Origin of the sequence: Gluconobacter cerevisiae (assembly GCF_015244675.1) — a bacterium.
Taxonomy (GTDB): Bacteria; Pseudomonadota; Alphaproteobacteria; order Acetobacterales; family Acetobacteraceae; genus Gluconobacter; species Gluconobacter cerevisiae.
Genome location: NZ_JABCQO010000005.1, coordinates 131,178 through 149,327, shown reverse-complemented (window position 1 = coordinate 149,327; position 18,150 = coordinate 131,178). Strand labels below are relative to the sequence as shown.

Genomic DNA, 18,150 nt, shown 5'->3' with positions numbered 1-18,150 from the left:
ACGAATGACCTCTGAGAACCTGCCCGTTGTTGTTATTGCCGGGCGCCCGAATGTCGGGAAATCCACTCTGTTCAACCGGCTTGTCGGCCGCCGTCAGGCGATCGTTTCCGACATGCCGGGCGTTACGCGAGACCGCAAGGAGGGCGAAGCCCTTTTGCGCGGTCGTCGTGTGCGGCTGATCGATACGGCCGGGCTTGAAGAAGCAGCACCTGATACGCTGTACGGGCGGATGCGCGCCTCGTCAGAATCTGCTGTTGCGATGGCGGATCTGGTGCTGTTTTGCATTGACGCGCGTTCTGGCATCACGCCTGCGGACGCGCATTTTGCAAGCTGGCTGCGTCGTCAGAACCGCCCGGTTCTGCTGATTGCGAACAAGGCCGAGGGGCAGGCGGGCACGAATGCGGCTCTTGAAGCCTATTCCCTTGGCCTTGGTACCCCGCTGGCACTGTCGGCAGAGCATGGCGAAGGTATTGCCGACCTGATGGGCGAGATTGCCGAGCGTCTTCCTCCGGCTGAAAAACAGCGTCGTCGGGAAGTTTCCAAGAGCGAAGGCGAAGAGGGGAATGACGAGGACGAACGTCCGGCAGGTCCGCTACGTCTGGCGATTATCGGGCGCCCGAATGCTGGAAAATCCACGCTGCTGAACTGTCTGCTCGGTGAAGAGCGCATGATTACCGGCCCTGAGGCCGGTCTGACGCGCGATTCCATTGCCGTCGATCTGCGGGACGAGCATGGCGAGATCCGGCTGGTTGATACGGCCGGAATGCGCAAGCGTGCCCGTGTTGAGCAAAATCTGGAGCGTATGTCGGTCTCGGCCTCCATCGAAGCCCTGAAAATGGCGGAAGTGGTCGTGCTGGTAATTGATGCCACGCTTGGCGTTCATGAGCAGGATCTCCAGATCGGTCGTCTGATCGAGCGTGAGGGCCGTGCTTGTGTAATTGCGCTGAATAAATGGGATGCGGTTGAAGACCGGAACGCGACGAAAAAAGCGATTCTGGATCGTCTGGAAATTTCGCTGGCGCAGGTCAGGGGTATTCCGGTCGTGACGTTCTCAGCGCTGACTGGAGCAGGTGTGCATCGTCTTCTTCCGGCTGTACGGGAGGTTTACGAGATCTGGAATTCGCGTGTTTCGACGGGTGAGCTGAACCGTTGGTTCGAGGATGCTCTGGAGCGTCATCAACCGCCCCTCGTGGATGGTCGTCGCCTCAAGTTGCGCTACATGACGCAGGTGAAGGCGCGTCCGCCGACATTCCTCCTGTTTGGTACACGAGCAGAACAGCTTCCTGATTCCTACAAGCGTTATCTGGTTAATGGCTTGCGGGAAACATTCCACATGCCGGGTGTTCCAGTGCGTGTGCAATTACGCGGAACGAAAAATCCTTACGCAGAAAAGTGATTTTCTGTTGGTTTCGATATAGACCACACCCCTGATCGATTATTAAATACAGGACCGTCTGTTTCCGATTTCGGAACATTCGGTTCTGTTCTCCTTGCCGGTATGAGGGGATATGTTTGGGGTGACTAAGGGTATGGTTGGGATTGCTGCGTCTTCCAGCGAAGGGCTGTCCACGGGACAGACCCGCAGCACGGCACGGGCGACAACCCTCGGTATTCTGGCCGCTCTGGCGGGGCTGATGTTCGGTCTTGATACCGGCGTCGTCGCAGGGGCCCTTCCTTTCATTGCAACCGATTTTCATGCGGGCGACGTCCTTCAGGGCTGGATCGTATCCTCCATGATGGCGGGCGCGGCGGTAGGATCGCTGTTTGCCGGTCGGATTTCAGTTCGGTTCGGGCGAACTGGGGCGATGCTCGGTGCTGCGATTCTTTTCCTGATCGGGACGCTGCTTTGCGCCCTGGCTCCCGGCGCTGCAATCATGATCGTAGGTCGAATTTTTCTGGGGCTTGCGGTTGGCGTGGCGGCGTTCGCTGCCCCTCTCTACATTTCTGAAATCACGGTTGAATCCGTTCGCGGTTCCATGATTTCATTTTATCAGCTCATGGTCTCTCTCGGGATTTTCCTCGCTTTTGTTTCCGACAGTCTGCTGGCTTCGGGAGGGCACTGGCGCTGGATGCTGGGCGTTATGGCAGTCCCCGCCAGTTTCTTTCTTGTGATTGTGTTGATCCTGCCGCACAGCCCGCGCTGGCTGATGATGCGTGGAGAAACAGAACACGCGCGCCGGGTTTTGCAGAGTCTGCGATCCGATGAGGAAGTGGCGGAAGCGGAACTGATCGATATCCAGTCGCGCCTTCAGAAAAGCAGCGATGCGGGGATTGGGCTTTTCAAAAGCAACCCCAATTTCCGGCGGACAGTCTTTTTGGGCATGCTGCTTCAAATCATGCAGCAGCTCTCGGGGATCAACGCGCTTCTGTATTATGCGCCTCGTGTGTTTCAGGCCGCGCATTTTGGAACCAATGCTGCCATCTGGGCAACGACTCTTGTCGGGCTGACGAATATGGCGCTGACGGGGGTTGCGATTGCCTGTGTCGATCGCTGGGGGCGGCGGCCGCTGCTGATCCTGAGCTGTGCGATTGCCGCCTTTTCTCTGGCGGGGGTCGGAACGCTGCTGGCTATTGGGGCGAACAGTTTTGAGTCCCAGCTTCTGCTTTGCGGTTTTGTTCTCCTGTTCGTGGCCGGGTTTGCCATTGGTGAAGGACCGCTGGTCTGGACGCTGTGTTCTGAAGTGCAGCCAACGCGGGGGCGCGATTTCGGAATTGGCTGCTCGACCGTGACGAACTGGGCTGCGAACTGGGCCATCTCCAACATGTTTCCGTTGGGCATGGCTATGATGGGCGCTTCTGTGACGTTCCTGATGTTTGCTCTCTTCAATGGTCTTTTCATTGTTGTGACCGTATTGTTCGTCCCCGAAACGAAAGGTGTCTCGCTCGAAAAGCTGGAGGCCAATCTTTTTGCAGGCATGCGCCTGCGTGATCTGGGACGCTGATACCATGACGGCCACGACGGAAGACGAGCAACAACACGAAGAATACGACTCCAAACGTCATGCCGGGCTTTACGGGGCGCAGCGGGTCAAGGCGATGTCCGCCGTTCTTCTGGCGCTTCTTCTGTCGGTTCTGGATTACGCGATTGCCAATGTGGCCCTGCCGCTGATCGCGGTGGATCTGCATGCGTCATCGTCACGGGCTATTTGGGTCGTGAATGCCTATCAGCTTGCAAACCTGTCCTGTCTGTTGCCGCTGGCGTCTCTTGGTGCCCGTGTGGGATTTGGACGGCTGAGCCAGTTCGGGATTTTCCTGTTCCTGATCGCATCCGTGGCCTGCGCGCTCTCCCAGAACCTGTTGGAACTGACACTGGCGCGCGCCTTACAGGGCGTGGGGGGCGCCTGTATCATGAGCGTGAACATCGCGCTCGTCCGCTTCATCTATCCCCATAATGAACTGGGGCGCGGGATTGCGCTCAACGGATTGTTCGTAGGGCTGGGCGTGGCGCTCGGACCGTCTCTGGGATCACTGATCCTTTCCGTGGCAAGCTGGCCCTGGATCTTCTGGGTCAATCTGCCTCTGGCACTGGCTGCTCTGGCACTGGCGCATGCAGCACTCCCCGAGACCCCTCGCAGCGATATTCCAACCGATGTGGTCGGCTCGCTTCTGACGGTGGCGTCTTTCGCTCTGACCGGCGTAGGGCTTGACGGGTTGATGCACGCCGATTTCGTGTCTGGCGCTGTGGTCACGGTTGCGGGTGTGCTGTGCTGGGCCATGCTGTTGCATTATCAGCGTGAGCGGCTTGAGCCGATTGTACCTGTCGATCTTCTGGCGCGCCGACCTTTTTTGCTGGCCTGTCTGGTGGGATTTATGGGGTTTGTGGCATCCAATCTCTATATCGTAGCGATGCCCTTCACCCTGGCTTCTGTGTTTCATCGCGGGGCTGGGACGATCGGTCTTCTGATCGCTCCCTGGGCCGTGGGGGTGGCGACAATGTCCTTTGTGGTCAGCCGTCTGGCCGACCGCTTCCCGGCATCGGTTCTTTCGTCGATCGGGCTGTTTATTACGGCAAGCGGATTCTGTCTGCTCTGGTTTCTGCCGACGGATGCAGGCAACTGGGATATCGCCTGGCGGACGCTCTTTGCTGGATGTGGCTTTGGCCTGTTTCAGCCGCCTAACAACCGCGCCATCATGGTCACGGCCCCTCCCGGACGGGAGGGCGGGGCGAGTGGCATGCTGTCGGTTGCGAGGCTGGCGGGACAGACGACGGGCGCACTTCTCGTTGCAGCGTTGTTCACAATCTTTCCCAATCCGGCCTTCATCTGCCTTGGGGCTGCAATGGTCGCGGCTCTGACGGGGGCTGCGCTCAGTCTGGGGCGGAAATATCTCGTAGCCTGAACAATGTGGTTGCGCGTTGTTCTATGCTTTCCAGTTCCTGCGTGACAGAGACCGACTGCCGCACCAGAACTTCGAGCGGTATTGACGGGGCATAGTGCCGACCTGGATCGCAGAGCCAGACTTCGCAGGTTTTCGAACAATCAAGAAGCCACGGAATAATGCGTGAGGCCATGGCTTCGTTGTAGCAAACGTCTCCGATGACCAGCAGATCGCAGTCCGGGATCGTTCCGATCAGATCGCCGGGAAGCGGAGTGATCGTCGCCTGATTCAGCCCCGCATTGAGGGCTGTGGCTTCCAGCGCCATAAAATCAATATCGTTAGCCTGCACAACAGATGCGCCTGACAGGGCGGCGGCAATGGCGGCCAGCCCGCATCCGCAGGCCACATCCAGAACACGCCGTCCGCGCACATGCTCGGGGTTATCGAGGATGAAACGGGCGATGAGTTGGCTTCCCGGCCATGCAAAAGCCCAGAAAGGCGGCTCTATGCCGATCTGTTCAAGATAGGCCTCGCTGGCCTGCCAGATCGGGGTAATCTCAGTCGCCAGATACAGGGAAATTTCGGGTACCAGAGGGGCCTGTGCCACGAGAGTGTTGTCGCGGATGAAGCGGACGGGATCGCCCAGGGTGGTGATCATCCAAAAAATCTTGCAGCGACAAAACCTGCCGCCAGCACGAACCCGATGGGCACATTCCGGCGGAATTCTCTGAGACAGGCCGGAGCATCATAAGGGTTCAGCACACGAACCTGCTGGAGCAACATGGCCGTTGCGAGGGCGAGGAACGGCCAGAAAATCCAGTGCAGATGCGCATGGATGCCGACGAGTGCCAGAGCCAGAATCATGAGGCTGTAACAGGTGCCGATAAAGGAGCGGGCGTTCTTTTCCATCAGACGGGAAGTGGAGCGCACACCGATGCGGGCGTCGTCATCCATATCCTGAAAGCCGTAGATCGTATCGAATCCGAGCTGCCACAGAATGACGGCGCCGTAGAGAAGGAGCCCATTGCCATCAAGCGTCCCGGCGGCTGCGGCATAGCCCATGGGGGCGCCGAATCCGAAGGTGAATCCCATGACGAGCTGCGGCCACCATGTGACGCGCTTGGCGGCCGGATAAAGCGCAACGAGCAGAAGCGCGAGCGGAGCGAGAGCCCAGCACACCGGCGGCAGGCAGAGCAGGACACCCAGCCCCATCAGCAGTAGGACAGCCAAAAGCAGCAGCCCCTGCTTCAGCGACAATGCCCCGCTGGCGAGGGGGCGGCCTGCGGTCCGGGCAACTTTTGCGTCGATGTCACGATCCCAGATGTCGTTCACGACGCATCCTGCCGAACGCATGACGAGGGAGCCGAACGCAAACAGCGCCGTGTCGATCAGCCGCGTCTGGAGGGACGCACCCGGAGCGAGGAACAGCCCCCACACGCCGGGCAGCAGCAGCAGCCACGTTCCGACCGGACGGTCTAGACGGGCGAGCAGCGCATAGGAGCGCCATGGCTCGGGAAGGCGTGCGATGCGGCCGTTCAAATGGATATCGGTATGGGCGCGGGTCTGGCTCATGGGGAGATGTGATGCTGTGTGGACGTGCTTCCGTCAATGGCCGAGGCGCGCTATCGGAAAAGGATGAGCCGATCTGATCCCCGACTTTATGTTCCTGCGTCTGACACAGCTTTCGTGGAGGGCCAGACTCTGTCGCTTCCCCCGGGGCAGGCGCATTATCTGGGCAATGTCATGCGTCAGGGCGTGGGGAGTCTTGTGCGGGTGTTCAACGAACGCGACGGGGAGTGGAGCGCAGAGATTGCGGCCCTGAAGAAAGATCGTGGGAGCGTCCTGCTGCAACATCGCGAACGGTCGCCCATGGCGACGGAAGGTGTGGAGCTGCTGTTTGCGCCGCTCAAGCGGGATGCGACGGAGCTGGTGATCCGCATGGGTACGGAGCTTGGCGTGACGCGATTCCGACCCGTTGTGACGGAGCGCACCAATACGCACCGGCTCAATCTGGAACGTCTGGCTATAATTGCGACGGAAGCGGCCGAACAGTGTGAGCGACTGGATGTTCCTGAAATCCTGCCGCCTGAATCGCTGCGTGTCGTACTGGCGGAGTGGCCGGAGGACCGTCCGCTCTTTGCGGCGCTGGAGCGTCGTCCGGGCGAGGAGGCGAGTGTGCAGGCCGCCGCTCTGCTGATCGGACCGGAGGGCGGTTTTTCGGAAACCGAAGTAGAGATGCTCAAGCGGCATGGTGCCGTTTATGCGCTCAGTCTGGGGCCGCTCGTGTTGCGAGCAGAGACGGCAGTCTGTGCGGGGCTGGCCCGTCTGTCAGCGGGAGCCGAGGGCTCTGTCTAAGGGTGACAGAACCGTCGGACCTGCTACAGTTCAATCATTATCGAACAACGAATTCAGACCGAGGCCAAACGCCATGTCCAATCCCGGCACGTCCAATACTGCGTCGATCGAAAGCCGGGCGCAGCTCGTCGAGGCGATCGCGCGTGGTTGTAAACCGAAATCGGAATGGAAGATCGGGACCGAACATGAAAAATTCGGTTTCATCCTCCCGCACGATGCTGATGGACGCGAGCCGCTTTCGCCACCGCCTTACGCGCCGCGCGGAATCGGGGCTCTGCTGGAAAAGCTCCAGGGGCCGGACTGGTCGCCCATTATGGACGGCGAAAATCTGATCGGACTGAAAGGGCAGAACGCACAGGCCGGACGGGCGATTTCGCTGGAACCGGCCGGGCAGTTTGAGCTTTCGGGCGCGCCGGTCGTGTCGCTTCAGGAAACGGAAGCGGAAATGCAGGCGCATTACGATCAGGTCCGTGGTCCGGCTGCGGAACTGGGGCTGGGTTTCCTACCGTTCGGCTTTCAGCCGCTCTGGTCGCGCGATGCGATGCCGTGGATGCCCAAGAGTCGCTATGCGATCATGCGCAACTACATGCCGAAGGTCGGTGCGCTTGGCCTCGACATGATGACGCGGACCTGCACGGTTCAGGTCAATCTCGATTTCAGCGATGAAGCCGACATGGCGCGCAAGATGCGCGTGTCTCTGGCCCTTCAGCCGCTGGCAACGGCGCTGTTTGCAAATTCTCCCTTCGTCGAGGGCAAGGCCAATGGTCTGCTGTCCAACCGTGCGCGGATCTGGACTGATACCGACAACCAGCGTTCGGGCCAGCCCTCCGTATTTCTCGAGGAAGGGTTTGGGTTCGAGCAGTATGTCGACTGGGCGCTCGACGTGCCGATGTATTTCGTCTCGCGCGATGGGAAGAACATCGACGTGGCAGGCTGCTCGTTCCGTCGCTGGTTGGCGGGAGATGTGCAGGAGCCGCTGAAGGGCCTGACGCCGACTGTCGGGGATTTTGAAGACCATCTGACGACGGTTTTCCCGGATGTGCGTCTCAAGCAGTTTCTTGAAATGCGTGGCGCGGATGCCGGTAAGCTGGAGATGATGGTGGCGCAGTCGGCCCTGTGGGTTGGCCTGCTTTACGATCCGGCGACGCTGGAAGCAGCAGAAAAGCTTGTGCGTGAACAGCCCTGGAGCGCCTATCAGCAGCTTCGGGCCGAAGTGCCGCGTCTGGGGCTGGATGCCGCGTTCCCGGGTGGACTGAAGCCGTTGGCTAAGCGCGTGGTGCAGCTTGCAGAGCAGGGTCTGCGGGCTCGCGTGCGTAACGAGGCCAGCTATCTTGATCCGCTGCATCTGATTGCCGATGGTGGTCCGAATCAGGCACAGCATTGGCTGGATCTGTATAATGGCGCATGGGGCCAGAGCGTGAAGCCACTCTTTACCGAAGCCGCCATCTGATTTTACGAGACGGGACCTGCTGCCTACGTGACGAAACTTTCCGAGCTGACCGAACGCGAAATCCTTGCGCTGGCCATCGCCAGCGAGGAGGAAGATGGTCATATTTACGCGGATTTCGGCCAGATGCTGGCAGAAGACTATCCGGATAGTGCCGCTATTTTTCAAGATATGGCGGAAGAGGAAAACCATCATCGGCGCTCACTGATCGACCTGTTTGTCCGGCGTTTCGGTAATCATATTCCACTGGTCCGGCGTCAGGATGTGCAGGGTTTTCCGTCCCGCAAATCGGCCTGGCAGATGCAGAATCGCGGGATCGAGGCGATCCGGGCGCAGGCTGCCGATATGGAACGGCAGGCAGCGAGGTTTTATCGTCAGGCCGCCGGGCAGACGCAGGATGCGGAAATCCGGAAGCTGCTGGGCGATCTCGCGACGGAAGAAGAGCGCCATCAACGGGAAGCTCGTCGCCTTGAAGACGCACATTTAAACGACAACAGCCGCGACCGTGAGGACGAGCATAGTCGCAGGGATTTTGTCCTGCGGATCGTTCAGCCGGGTCTGGTCGGCCTTATGGATGGTTCCGTCTCGACGCTGGCGCCGGTCTTTGCGGCGGCTTTTGCAACCCACAGCCCCCATGCTGCTTTTCTGGTCGGGCTTGCAGCGTCCCTTGGGGCCGGGATTTCCATGGGGCTGGCGGAAGGGCTGGCCGATGACGGCAAGCTGTCCGGACGGGGCGCACCGCTTCTGCGCGGACTGATCTGCGGAGCCATGACATTCGGGGGCGGGATCGGCCATACACTGCCGTTTCTGGTGCCGGATTTCCGTCTGGCCTTTGGCGTTTCGATTGTCGCCGTGGCGATTGAGCTTTTGCTGATTTCCTGGGTGCGCTGGCGGTATCAGGACACACCGTTCGGTTCGGCTATGGTGCAGGTTTTCCTGGGCGGGGCTCTTGTTTTTGCAACCGGCGTGCTGATTGGTAGTTCCTGAGACATGATGAATCGTTCCTTTCTCCGCGCGGCTGTATTGGCAGCGTTGTTCCCTGTCTCCCTGCCTTGCGTGGCGTTTGCACAGACCGCTCCCGTACATCTTCGTCCTGCGGATCAGGGTTGGGTGTCTCGAATTGAGGACACGCTCGGAAAGGTGACGACGCTTCAGGCGCACTTCCGTCAGACGGCTGCGGATGGCAGCGTAACGGAAGGGACGGCGACGCTCGATCGGCCCGGTCGGATGCGCTTCGATTATGACAAGCCGAGCCCGCTCCTGCTGGTTGCCAATGACGGTCGTGTGGTGTTTCAGGACCGCAGTGTCGATCAGGTCACGACCCTTCCGCTCGACCGCACGCCGCTGGGGCTGCTGTTGCGTCCAGAATTCAAGCTGTCAGGCGATGTGACTGTAACGGGGTTCGAGCACCGGGATGGGCAGATCCGGATTCAGCTTGTCCGGACGCAGAGTGCCGGGGAAGGCAGCCTGACGCTCGTGTTTTCCGATGCGCCTCTGGCACTGGAAGGCTGGAGCGTCGTGGACGCGCAGGGGCGCACGACCACGATTGCGTTGTCCGATGTGCATCTCGGCGGGACTGTGCCGCAATCGCTGTTCGTGTTGCCCAAAGCGGACTGAGATTTCAGTTTTTCAGTTCGCGTGAAAGCTCCAGCGCGCGGGCATAGACTGTGCGCTTTGGCAGCTTGACGATGCCCGCCACCAGGGTGGCCGCGTCCTTGACAGAATGGGTGGCGAGCGCCTCGCGCAGATGGGTGTCCAGATCGGCGGCCCCGCTGTCATCTTCGGCGGATGGCCCGATCAGCAGCGTAATTTCACCGCGCGGTGCCGTGACGCGGAAATGTTCCAGAACCTCCACAAGAGTGCCGCGCACCATCTCCTCGAACCGTTTGGTGAGTTCGCGTCCGACTGCTGCTTCACGCTCGGGGCCGAACACGTCGATCAGGTCTTCGAGACTTTCGACCAGTCGGTGCGGCGCTTCGTACCAGATCAGTGTGGAATGCAAACCAGCCTGCTCGGCGGCGCGCAGGGCCGAAAATCCGGTCTTGCGGGCTTCGCTGCGTGGTGCCGGAAAGCCCAGAAACATGAAAGGCAGGGGCGGCAGGCCCGAGAGCGTCAGAGCTGTGATGACGGCATTCGGGCCGGGAATGGCCGTGACGTGAATTCCAGCCGCGATGGCGGCACGGACCAGCCGGTAGCCGGGATCGGACACCAGTGGCGTCCCCGCGTCGGAAACGACGGCATAACGTGCGCCCTGCTGAAGCTTTTCGATCAGGAACGGAGTGCGGTCCTGTTCGTTATGGTCGTGCAGTGTTCTGGTCTGTGTAGTAATATTGCGCGAAAGAAGGAGCTTTGCCGTGACGCGCGTGTCCTCGCAGAGGATGGCATCCACGGTGTTCAGTGCTTCGATCGCACGTTCGCTGATATCGGCCAGGTTGCCGATTGGCGTTGCAACCAATATCAGACATCCACCTTCGGCCTGCCCCTGCGCTGGCAGGGGGGCGGCGGGTAACGTTTCAGCCGCATCGCTCAAGGGAGTTTCAGCGGAACATGACTTTTCGGACATCTGCATCCTCGGTGACAAACTCAGGGACGTATTGTCGCCCCTTGAGCCGTCTGCGCAAGGGTGTAAGCACCGGCCTTGCTGCGGGAACCTTCCTGACCCTTGCCGCCTGCTCAGGCGGAGGGTCGTCTTCCGTGCCAGGCGTGGGTGGCATTCCGGGTGTTTCCGAAGGGCCGGGCGCACACGATGTCGGGCTGATCCTGCCGCTGACGGGGCGCAATGCGTCGTACGGCACACGGATGCGCGATGCGGCGAAACTGGCCCTTTCCGCCAAGGGGTCGCCTGCGCTTGACGTGCATGACACCAATGGTCCGGGCGGGACGGAACAGGCCGTGCGCGATGCCCTTGCGCGTGGCGATGCCATCCTGCTGGGGCCTCTGACAGCTACCGAAACTGCCGCCGCCGCCCCCCTTGCGATCAATGCGGGCAAGCCAGAGCTTGCCTTCACCAGCGACTCCACGCAGGCCCGTCCGGGTGTGTGGGTTATGGGACTGACGCCGGAGCAGCAGGTCCGCCGGATGGTCGATGCTGCGCGCGCGACGGGACGGAAAAGTTTTGCAGCATTCCTGCCGGATAACGCTTTCGGACATGCGATGGGTGACGGCTTGGCACGGGCCTGTCGGGATGCGGGGCTGAAAGATCCGCAAATTGTCTTCCATACGATGGATGTGCAGAACATCGATGACGGACTGAAAACGCTTTCCGCCATCGAAACACGCCAGCCCGCTGCGCCGGTGGTTACAGAGACGCCTTCCGGTCCGTCCGCAATTGATCCGACGGGCGAGGCCTCTCCGGATGCCGCTGCTGCGACGACTGGAACAGGGACTCCATCTTCCGGCACGACTCCTGCGGCACAGCCTGCGCCGATCGCGCCGCCGTCGTTTGATGCTCTGGTGCTGGCCGATACGGGGCTGGAACTCGGACGGGTCATTACGGCGCTCCAGGTCGATCATATCGATTCGTCGCAGGTTCAGATCATGGGACCGGCATTGTGGAAGGCCTTTGATGGCAAACTTGGCGCGTTACACGGTGCCTGGTATGCAGCGCCCGACGCGCATGACCGGCTGGGATATGTCGCGCAGTACCGTGCACTCTACAAACAGGCTCCGTCACCTGTGAGTGATTTTGCTTATGATGCTGCGGCTCTGGCTGGCAGCCTAATCCGTCAGGGCGGGGTTACAGTGGATGCCCTGACGCGTCCGGATGGGTATATGGGCGTGGACGGTCTGTTCCGCCTGCGACCGGACGGACATGTGACGCGGGCGCTGGCGATTTACCAGATCCAGCGTGGCGGTGGCGCGCGTATTGTCGTTCCGGCGTCTCGTGATGTGGCGATCCGTCCGAGCTGAGATTGTCTTATTTCAAAAGAAAAGCGCGTCCGCTCTTCCGAGTGGCGCGCTTTTTTTTGTGTCTGATTGAGAAAACCCTGACTCAGGTTCAGGCGGCGCAGGTCTCCGCGAGCGGCAGGACCGGGCGGATGACATGCAGGGCAAGCTCGAAGCTGGCATAGCTGCCCAGTTCATGATCGCGGATCTGGTCGATCAGCACCCAGCGCATGCCCTGCGGTCGGAGCATGTAAGCGGGATCGGGGTTTTCACGGACCCAGACCAGAACATGATCGACAGGCGCGCTTCCATCAACATTAATGACGTCGTGGGACGCATCCGCAATTTCCGCATCGAAAACACCCATACGCTGTCCGGCTTCAAGCCAGCGCAGCAGATATTCGCGGTGACGCGGGAGCAGGCCCTGTCGCAGGGGCACGATGTTGCTCGTGCTGCGGCTGTGAGAAAGGTCGTGAAGGTGAGCCACCTGCGCCATCAGGAAGTCCTCATCAAAAAGCCGGGCAAGGCACCCGGGCCGTGGTGATGAGTTCAGGCTAGGATTCAAAAGGGGCAATTCACAATCTTTAATAACGTCCGAAGAAGGTTTTGCGACACAAACCATCCTTACTGTGACAAATCTGCCATGCCATAAACGCATAGCTCAACATCATGTTGTCATATTCCGGTACAGTGATTTGTCCCAGCGGCGATGCAGCCAGAGCCAGGACCCCGGAATTTCGCGGATCCAGGACTCGAGACGGTCGTTGAAAAGCTGCGTCAGGGCGAGGACGTCTTTTGCGCGATCATCCGTTTTCTCCGGCGAAAAGGGCGGATCAACCACAAGCACGAGTCTGGCAGGTCCGTCACGGCGCACATGGCCGGTGACGATCAGGGCATCATGCCTGAGGGCGAAAACTGCTGCGGCGGACGCTGTCATGGCGGGGCGTCCGAACAGGGAGGCCTCGATTCCGTCATTCATTTTTTGATCGCCCAGAACGCCCAGGTGACCGCCTTTGGAGAGATGTTTCAGGGCCGAGCGTGCGCCTTTGGCTCCTTTTGGGAACATTGGCACGTCCTGCCCCATGGCCTCCTGACGAAGGCTGTGGATCAGACCGTCGACGCCAGGGTTGCTGGCCGCCCGATAGAAGGAGGCAAATGGCATGCCGTACCGTGCGACAACCGGCGGCATAAGTTCCCAGTTGCCGATATGGCCGGAAAAGAAAATGACCGGTCGATCCGAGGCCTTTGTAGCTTCAAGATGTTCTGCGCCCTCGACGCTCCATCCCGCGCCGGAGGGCGTATTGTATTTCAGGCGGCCGATATGGGGGAATTCGCCAACCGTCCGGCCCAGATTGTCCCAGCAGTCCCGCACGATGCGTCGTCGGGCGATGGCATCGAGTTCGGGCATGGCGAGTTGCAGGTTCCGGTCCGCTATTTTCGAGACGGGAAGCACTGGTCCGATCGTACGAGCCACGGCGCCTCCGAGGTTTGAGGCTGCGGCTGCGGGAAGGGCGCGGATCAGAGCCAGAAGCCCGCTAATCAGCAGGGTTTCCGCGCGGTACAGAAAAGACGTCATGGAGCGCTGAACAGCAGATCGAGAAGGCGTTCGGGAGCTTTCGGATCAGCCCAGAGCAGTTCGACGTTGATGACCTTCACCTGTGTGCGGAATGGAAAGGGCAGTTTCACGGCATCTTTCGCAGTCGTGACCAGTGTGGTGCCCGATTCCCGGCTGAGGGCTTCAAGGCGCTGAATATCGCGGGGCGTATAGGCATGATGATCGGGGAACGGGAGGGCGCGGATGGGCGTGACGCCGGCGTCACGCAGCATGTCGAAAAATTTTTCCGGCCGCCCGATTCCCGCGAATGCCACGACCCTGCGTCCCTGAAGAGTACGGATTTCAGGTCCGGGAACCAGTCTGGCCTGTGCGGTCAGGAGGTGGCGTGGAAATGTTTGGAGCAGGTTGTGTCTGTCTTCCCCGATGACGACGACCGCCTGTGCGCGGGACAGGGCGTCCGGGAGAGGTTCTCGCAGCGGGCCTGCGGGAAGAACGCATCCGTTGCCGAAACCCGTTATGCCGTCCACCACCAGAATGGAGACGGTCTTGTGAAGTGTAGGATTCTGGAAGCCGTCATCCATGACCAAGCAGTCCGCCCCCTGACCCACGGCGAGACGCGCGGTTTCAGCCCGGTTTGCGCCGATCCAGGTTGGTGCGGACTGTGCGAGGAGGAGTGGTTCGTCGCCCACATCGCGGGCGGTGCTGCGTCCGGGGTTGACGTCGATGGGGCCTCGTTCGCGCCCGCCATGGCCCCGGCTGAGGATATGGGGGTGATGACCGCGGTCTTTGAGGCGCTGCACGAGATCGAGGGCGAGCGGAGTCTTGCCTGTGCCGCCCGTAGTGATGTTGCCGCAGCACAGGACTGGAACAGGAGCATGAAACGTGGGCCGTCTGAGGCGGCGGCGGGTAAGGGTCGTGGAAACGAGAGAGAACGGCCTGAGGAGGCGGGCGGTAAGGCTGCGCCTTGGATGCAGCCAGAAACGGGGTGGGCGACCTCTCATCGTTCAACCGTTCTGAGGATGCGGTCTCGCAGGACGCTCACGACCGAGCGCTGCAATCCCGTGGTCCTGACGGGCGGGAGAGGGGATTCGAGCCATCGTGTCAGACACTCCACATCGTTCACGATATGGATGGTATCAGAAACAGTGGCCATTGCCTCTCGCCAGTTCTCCATTTTTGGGCCGGTTGCTGTCGGAACCCCCAGACGCAGCGGTTCAAACGGATTGTGGCCGCCACCTTTTCCGGTCAGTGAATTGCCCAGAAAACAGCGGTCGGCCAGTCTGTAGAATAGACCAAGTTCGCCCAGGGTATCGGCCAGCCAGACAGAGGTCTGTGGCGTTGGGTCCTGTCCTGCGGAACGGCGGGGGAGATTGAAACGCTCTGCCAGTTCCGCCCCACGGGCGGGATGACGCGGGACAAGGATGGTCAGAAGATCGGGTTGAAGGTTGCGGGCGCTTTCTGCGGCTTGCAGGATAAGTTCTTCTTCTCCCGGATGGGTGGACGCGGCAACGAAGACCGGTCGTTCCCTGAGCAGGGCCTTCAGACGGGTATATTCCGCCTCGTCGTAAGGAAGGGGCGGGGCATCCTGTTTGAGATCGCCGTCTTCGTAAACCGGAGAGGCTCCGAGAGCGCGAAACCGTGTCGCATCTTCGGGGCCGCGGGCTGCAACCCAGGAGAGGCGTGACATCATACGTCGTGCGGGGCCTTGCAGGCGGTTCCAGCGGCGGGAAGAGCGGTCCGACAGGCGTCCGTTGACGAGCATGACGGGAATGTTCCGGTCCGAGCAGGCCGCGATAATGCCCGGCCAGAGCTCGCTTTCAACGAACACCGCGCCTTCGGGCTGCCAGAGGTTCAAGAAACGCCGTAGCCAGCGGGGAACGTCATGCGGAATAAAGCGATGGATGATCCGCTGTCCGGCGAGTGGGTGCCGCGCGACGATTTCGCTGCCTGTGACGGTGGCAGTCGTAAAGAGCAGCGTCAGATCTGGTCTGGTCTCCAGCAGGGCATCGGCTAAGGGCAGGGCGCAGAGGGTTTCGCCGACACTGGCGGCATGGAGCCAGAGAATCCGGCCTGCGGGGCGACGGGTGCTGCCCAAACCCATACGTTCACGCAGACGATCTGGGAGTTCACGGCCTTTGTGCAGCCGGATGCGAAGCATAACGGTCAGTGCCGGGGCAAGCAGGGTTCCCGTTAGGCGCCACAGACGGTCGCTCACGCCGGACTGATGGTGTCGTACAAGGCTTTCGGCGTGTCGGGAAACGTCGTTCAGTGCGTTCTGAAGAACAGGAACGTCGGGCTGGAACAGGGGCTCGCCCAGAATGAGCGCACCACGTCCAAAGGGGAGCGGGAGGGCAAAACCGTCCCATGAAGGCAGGCGCAGACTCGTGCAGGCCATGCCGAGAGGTACCACGGCGCACTCTGCAAGGCGCGACAGGACAATGGCGCCGGGCTGAACCTGTTCGGCTGGTCCTCGTGGGCCGTCGGGAGTGATTCCGACAATCGAACCGCTTCGGATCTCTTTCAGTGCTGTTCGAAGCGCCGCTGCGCCACCCTTGTCCTTGCCTTTTTTGCTGGACGATCCGTGGATGCCAATAATGCCCCAGGCACGGACGATCTTTGCGATCAGCACACCATCCGGGTTGCGTGAAACGAGGAAACGGAGCGCCAGACGGGGTTCCTGCGGACGTGCCCAGAACCAGAGGGCCGGGCTGAGCGCCAAAGAGCGGTGCCAGAAGGCGACCACGCTTCCCTGACCGGGCGTGAGCAACGTTTCGACCGCGCGGGGAGAGCCGCTGACCTGCCAGCGCGTTGAGCGCAGGCAGATCCCCAGCCACAGGCGGAGCAGGCGTGGAGACAGGGTCATGTCGCGTCGGGTAGCACGCGACGTTACAGGCGGCAAAGACCGAATATTTCGGAAAATCGAGCCATCAGGGCGCCGGATGATTCACATCAAGGGATGTGAACGTCACACGTGCCGCATCGCTATGACAAGGCATGTGCCAGCCAGTCTGCCCAGCAACGGCCTCGAACCACATGGCAGGGGCGGTTGCGGCCGCAGGCATGGCGAATACATTGCGGGTTCCGTTCACGACGACCAGCAGCGTTCCGTCGGGCCGGGAAGAAAGACCGTAGCTGATGCTGCGGTCGGGATAGATCGTCCCCGCAACGACGCGACGCGTCTCGGTGCTATTACGAATGATGGCCGTGACCTGCGAGCGCTTGCCGTCCGCGACCAACTGCACGACAGGCCCCTGCGCGCTCTGGATCTGGCCGATGATAACGTGCTGATTGCTGGGCCATGTATCGATGTGCAGAGTGGCGGTCATGTCCGCCGGGGTCTGTTGGAAATACCATGCCGTCCCTTCGCGCAGGACTGTTGCGGGGGCCGTTTGGCCACGGATGGAAGGCTGAAGGGCGTCCGTCCGCAGAGTGATGGCGCCCGTCGCGGCGTTCTGCTCATAGAACGGGCTGCGATAGCCAGTCGCGAGCGTGGGGCCCGGAACGAGGCGCAGCTTCAGGCGTGCCTGCGGTTCCTGAAGGGTAAAGCCGCCTGCCTGTGGTGGGGCGTGCGTGTCCATGGCCGATGCGGGAACCAGCGCGGTGCCTGCCAGTGTGAGGGTCAGGCAGGTGGCGCAGAGGAGGCGGGGCAGGGACATGGGACGGTTCCTTCAGGTCAGCAGGCAGAAAGCGGCAACAGGCGTGTTCAGCGGCTCATGAGAACCGTGATCTGGGCGTGCTCCAGAATATGACGGGTGACGCCGCCCAGAATCATCTGACGCAGGCGCGAATGGGAATAGGCACCCATACCGAGCATGTCGGCATTGAACTCCGTGGCAGCGTTCAGCAGGCCCATACCGATGTCCCTGTTGACGGCCTCAAACTCGCGGGATGTGGCGGAAATGCCGTGCATCCGCAGATAGGTCACGACCTCGTCCGCACCCGGACCGCGACGCTGATAGTCCTGACAGGTCAGAACCTGCACCGCTTCGGCCTTGTGGGCCCAGGGCAGGATGCAGCGCAGGGCCAGCGAGGCCTCTGGTGTTCCGTTCCAGGCAATGGCGATCCGCCTGCCGACAGACTTTGGCGGAGACGGCGGTGCAATCAGCAGAGGACGTCCGCTGTCGAACAGGATGGCATGAAGCGTTTCGGATGCGCGCGGGTCTCCGTCCTTGGCAAGATTCGGGACCAGAGTCATGTCGGCCAGACGCGAGCGCCAGGTGAGGGAATCGTGCTCGGTCCCGTTAAGGACGTCGAGGCTCGCACTAACGCCTTCTCCAGCCGAAGAACCGATCCGTGAGGGCTCGATGCGACGAATGCCATGCTCGTGAATGAAAGCATCAAAAGCCCTGCGGATTTTGATCGCCCGGCGATGGGACTCAGTCATGGCGGTGTCGATCATTTCATTGACCATACTCGCCGAAATGCCTTCGCCGGCCAGCGTTGCGACTTCGGACGGGTCCGAACCAACCACGACAGCGGACAGATGAGCATCGAACCGGCGCGCGAAATCCAGCGCGACCGACATGACGGCGTCCAGCTCATAGGTGCCGTTCAGGGGGAGAAGGATGTTCTTGATGTCGATAAGCATGGG

General features: G+C 60.9%; 17 protein-coding genes. 8 read left to right on the top strand and 9 right to left on the bottom strand.

From position 1 onward, the window contains the following. Nucleotides 1-4: 4 nt before the first annotated feature. From der to HKD21_RS08040, 3 genes are all read left to right on the top strand, one after another. Nucleotides 5-1,396 (top strand): ribosome biogenesis GTPase Der, encoded by a 1,392-nt coding sequence (der, locus tag HKD21_RS08050; RefSeq protein ID WP_194255188.1) that lies wholly within the window; start codon nucleotides 5-7, stop codon nucleotides 1,394-1,396. Nucleotides 1,397-1,529: 133 nt separating this feature from the next. Continuing rightward, a complete protein-coding gene (locus tag HKD21_RS08045; protein ID WP_194255244.1) occupies nucleotides 1,530-2,942 on the top strand; it encodes a sugar porter family MFS transporter in 1,413 nt (470 codons plus the stop codon). A gap of 4 nt (nucleotides 2,943-2,946) precedes the next feature. After that, entirely contained in the window at nucleotides 2,947-4,338 is a 1,392-nt protein-coding gene (locus tag HKD21_RS08040; protein WP_194255187.1) for an MFS transporter, read from the top strand. Here HKD21_RS08040 and HKD21_RS08035 read toward each other — a convergent pair. Together HKD21_RS08035 and ubiA are read right to left on the bottom strand one after the other, a co-directional pair. Next, nucleotides 4,307-4,975 (bottom strand): class I SAM-dependent methyltransferase, encoded by a 669-nt coding sequence (locus HKD21_RS08035; RefSeq protein WP_194255186.1) that lies wholly within the window; start codon nucleotides 4,973-4,975, stop codon nucleotides 4,307-4,309. The two genes, HKD21_RS08040 and HKD21_RS08035, sit on opposite strands and share 32 nt — an antisense overlap. Continuing rightward, complete coding sequence (gene ubiA, locus HKD21_RS08030; RefSeq protein ID WP_194255185.1) at nucleotides 4,972-5,889, bottom strand: 4-hydroxybenzoate octaprenyltransferase; 918 nt, start codon at nucleotides 5,887-5,889, stop codon at nucleotides 4,972-4,974. Before ubiA ends, HKD21_RS08035 begins: the two co-directional genes overlap by 4 nt. A gap of 36 nt (nucleotides 5,890-5,925) precedes the next feature. Here ubiA and HKD21_RS08025 point away from each other — a divergent pair, with 36 nt between their 5' ends. The 4 genes from HKD21_RS08025 (at nucleotide 5,926) to HKD21_RS08010 (ending at nucleotide 9,736) form a co-directional block, all read left to right on the top strand. Further along, entirely contained in the window at nucleotides 5,926-6,672 is a 747-nt protein-coding gene (locus tag HKD21_RS08025; RefSeq protein ID WP_194255243.1) for a 16S rRNA (uracil(1498)-N(3))-methyltransferase, read from the top strand. Between the two features lie 73 nt (nucleotides 6,673-6,745). After that, nucleotides 6,746-8,122, top strand: a complete 1,377-nt coding sequence (locus HKD21_RS08020; RefSeq protein ID WP_194255184.1) for a glutamate--cysteine ligase — start codon at nucleotides 6,746-6,748, stop codon at nucleotides 8,120-8,122. 27 nt (nucleotides 8,123-8,149) lie between these two features. Next, entirely contained in the window at nucleotides 8,150-9,106 is a 957-nt protein-coding gene (gene mbfA / locus HKD21_RS08015; protein ID WP_194255183.1) for an iron exporter MbfA, read from the top strand. Between the two features lie 3 nt (nucleotides 9,107-9,109). Continuing rightward, complete coding sequence (locus tag HKD21_RS08010) at nucleotides 9,110-9,736, top strand: LolA family protein (RefSeq protein WP_194255182.1); 627 nt, start codon at nucleotides 9,110-9,112, stop codon at nucleotides 9,734-9,736. A gap of 4 nt (nucleotides 9,737-9,740) precedes the next feature. Here the strand turns inward: HKD21_RS08010 and rsmI are convergent, their stop codons facing one another. Beyond that, a complete protein-coding gene (gene rsmI / locus HKD21_RS08005; protein WP_194255242.1) occupies nucleotides 9,741-10,574 on the bottom strand; it encodes a 16S rRNA (cytidine(1402)-2'-O)-methyltransferase in 834 nt (277 codons plus the stop codon). Between the two features lie 149 nt (nucleotides 10,575-10,723). Here rsmI and HKD21_RS08000 point away from each other — a divergent pair, with 149 nt between their 5' ends. Next, complete coding sequence (locus HKD21_RS08000) at nucleotides 10,724-12,028, top strand: penicillin-binding protein activator (protein ID WP_194255181.1); 1,305 nt, start codon at nucleotides 10,724-10,726, stop codon at nucleotides 12,026-12,028. 88 nt (nucleotides 12,029-12,116) lie between these two features. Here the strand turns inward: HKD21_RS08000 and HKD21_RS07995 are convergent, their stop codons facing one another. From HKD21_RS07995 to HKD21_RS07970, 6 genes are all read right to left on the bottom strand, one after another. Further along, nucleotides 12,117-12,500 (bottom strand): hypothetical protein, encoded by a 384-nt coding sequence (locus HKD21_RS07995; protein WP_194255180.1) that lies wholly within the window; start codon nucleotides 12,498-12,500, stop codon nucleotides 12,117-12,119. Between the two features lie 171 nt (nucleotides 12,501-12,671). Continuing rightward, entirely contained in the window at nucleotides 12,672-13,580 is a 909-nt protein-coding gene (locus HKD21_RS07990; protein WP_194255179.1) for a lysophospholipid acyltransferase family protein, read from the bottom strand. Beyond that, nucleotides 13,577-14,560, bottom strand: coding sequence for a tetraacyldisaccharide 4'-kinase (lpxK, locus tag HKD21_RS07985; RefSeq protein ID WP_194255178.1), 984 nt, complete (start codon nucleotides 14,558-14,560; stop codon nucleotides 13,577-13,579). Before lpxK ends, HKD21_RS07990 begins: the two co-directional genes overlap by 4 nt. After that, a complete protein-coding gene (locus HKD21_RS07980) occupies nucleotides 14,557-16,422 on the bottom strand; it encodes a glycosyltransferase N-terminal domain-containing protein (RefSeq protein ID WP_194255177.1) in 1,866 nt (621 codons plus the stop codon). The genes lpxK and HKD21_RS07980 overlap by 4 nt, the downstream gene beginning before the upstream one ends. Before the next feature lie 64 nt (nucleotides 16,423-16,486). Beyond that, nucleotides 16,487-17,215, bottom strand: a complete 729-nt coding sequence (locus HKD21_RS07975) for a polysaccharide lyase family 7 protein (RefSeq protein WP_194255176.1) — start codon at nucleotides 17,213-17,215, stop codon at nucleotides 16,487-16,489. A 47-nt stretch (nucleotides 17,216-17,262) separates the two neighbouring features. Further along, complete coding sequence (locus tag HKD21_RS07970; RefSeq protein ID WP_194255175.1) at nucleotides 17,263-18,147, bottom strand: universal stress protein; 885 nt, start codon at nucleotides 18,145-18,147, stop codon at nucleotides 17,263-17,265. Nucleotides 18,148-18,150: the final 3 nt, after the last annotated feature.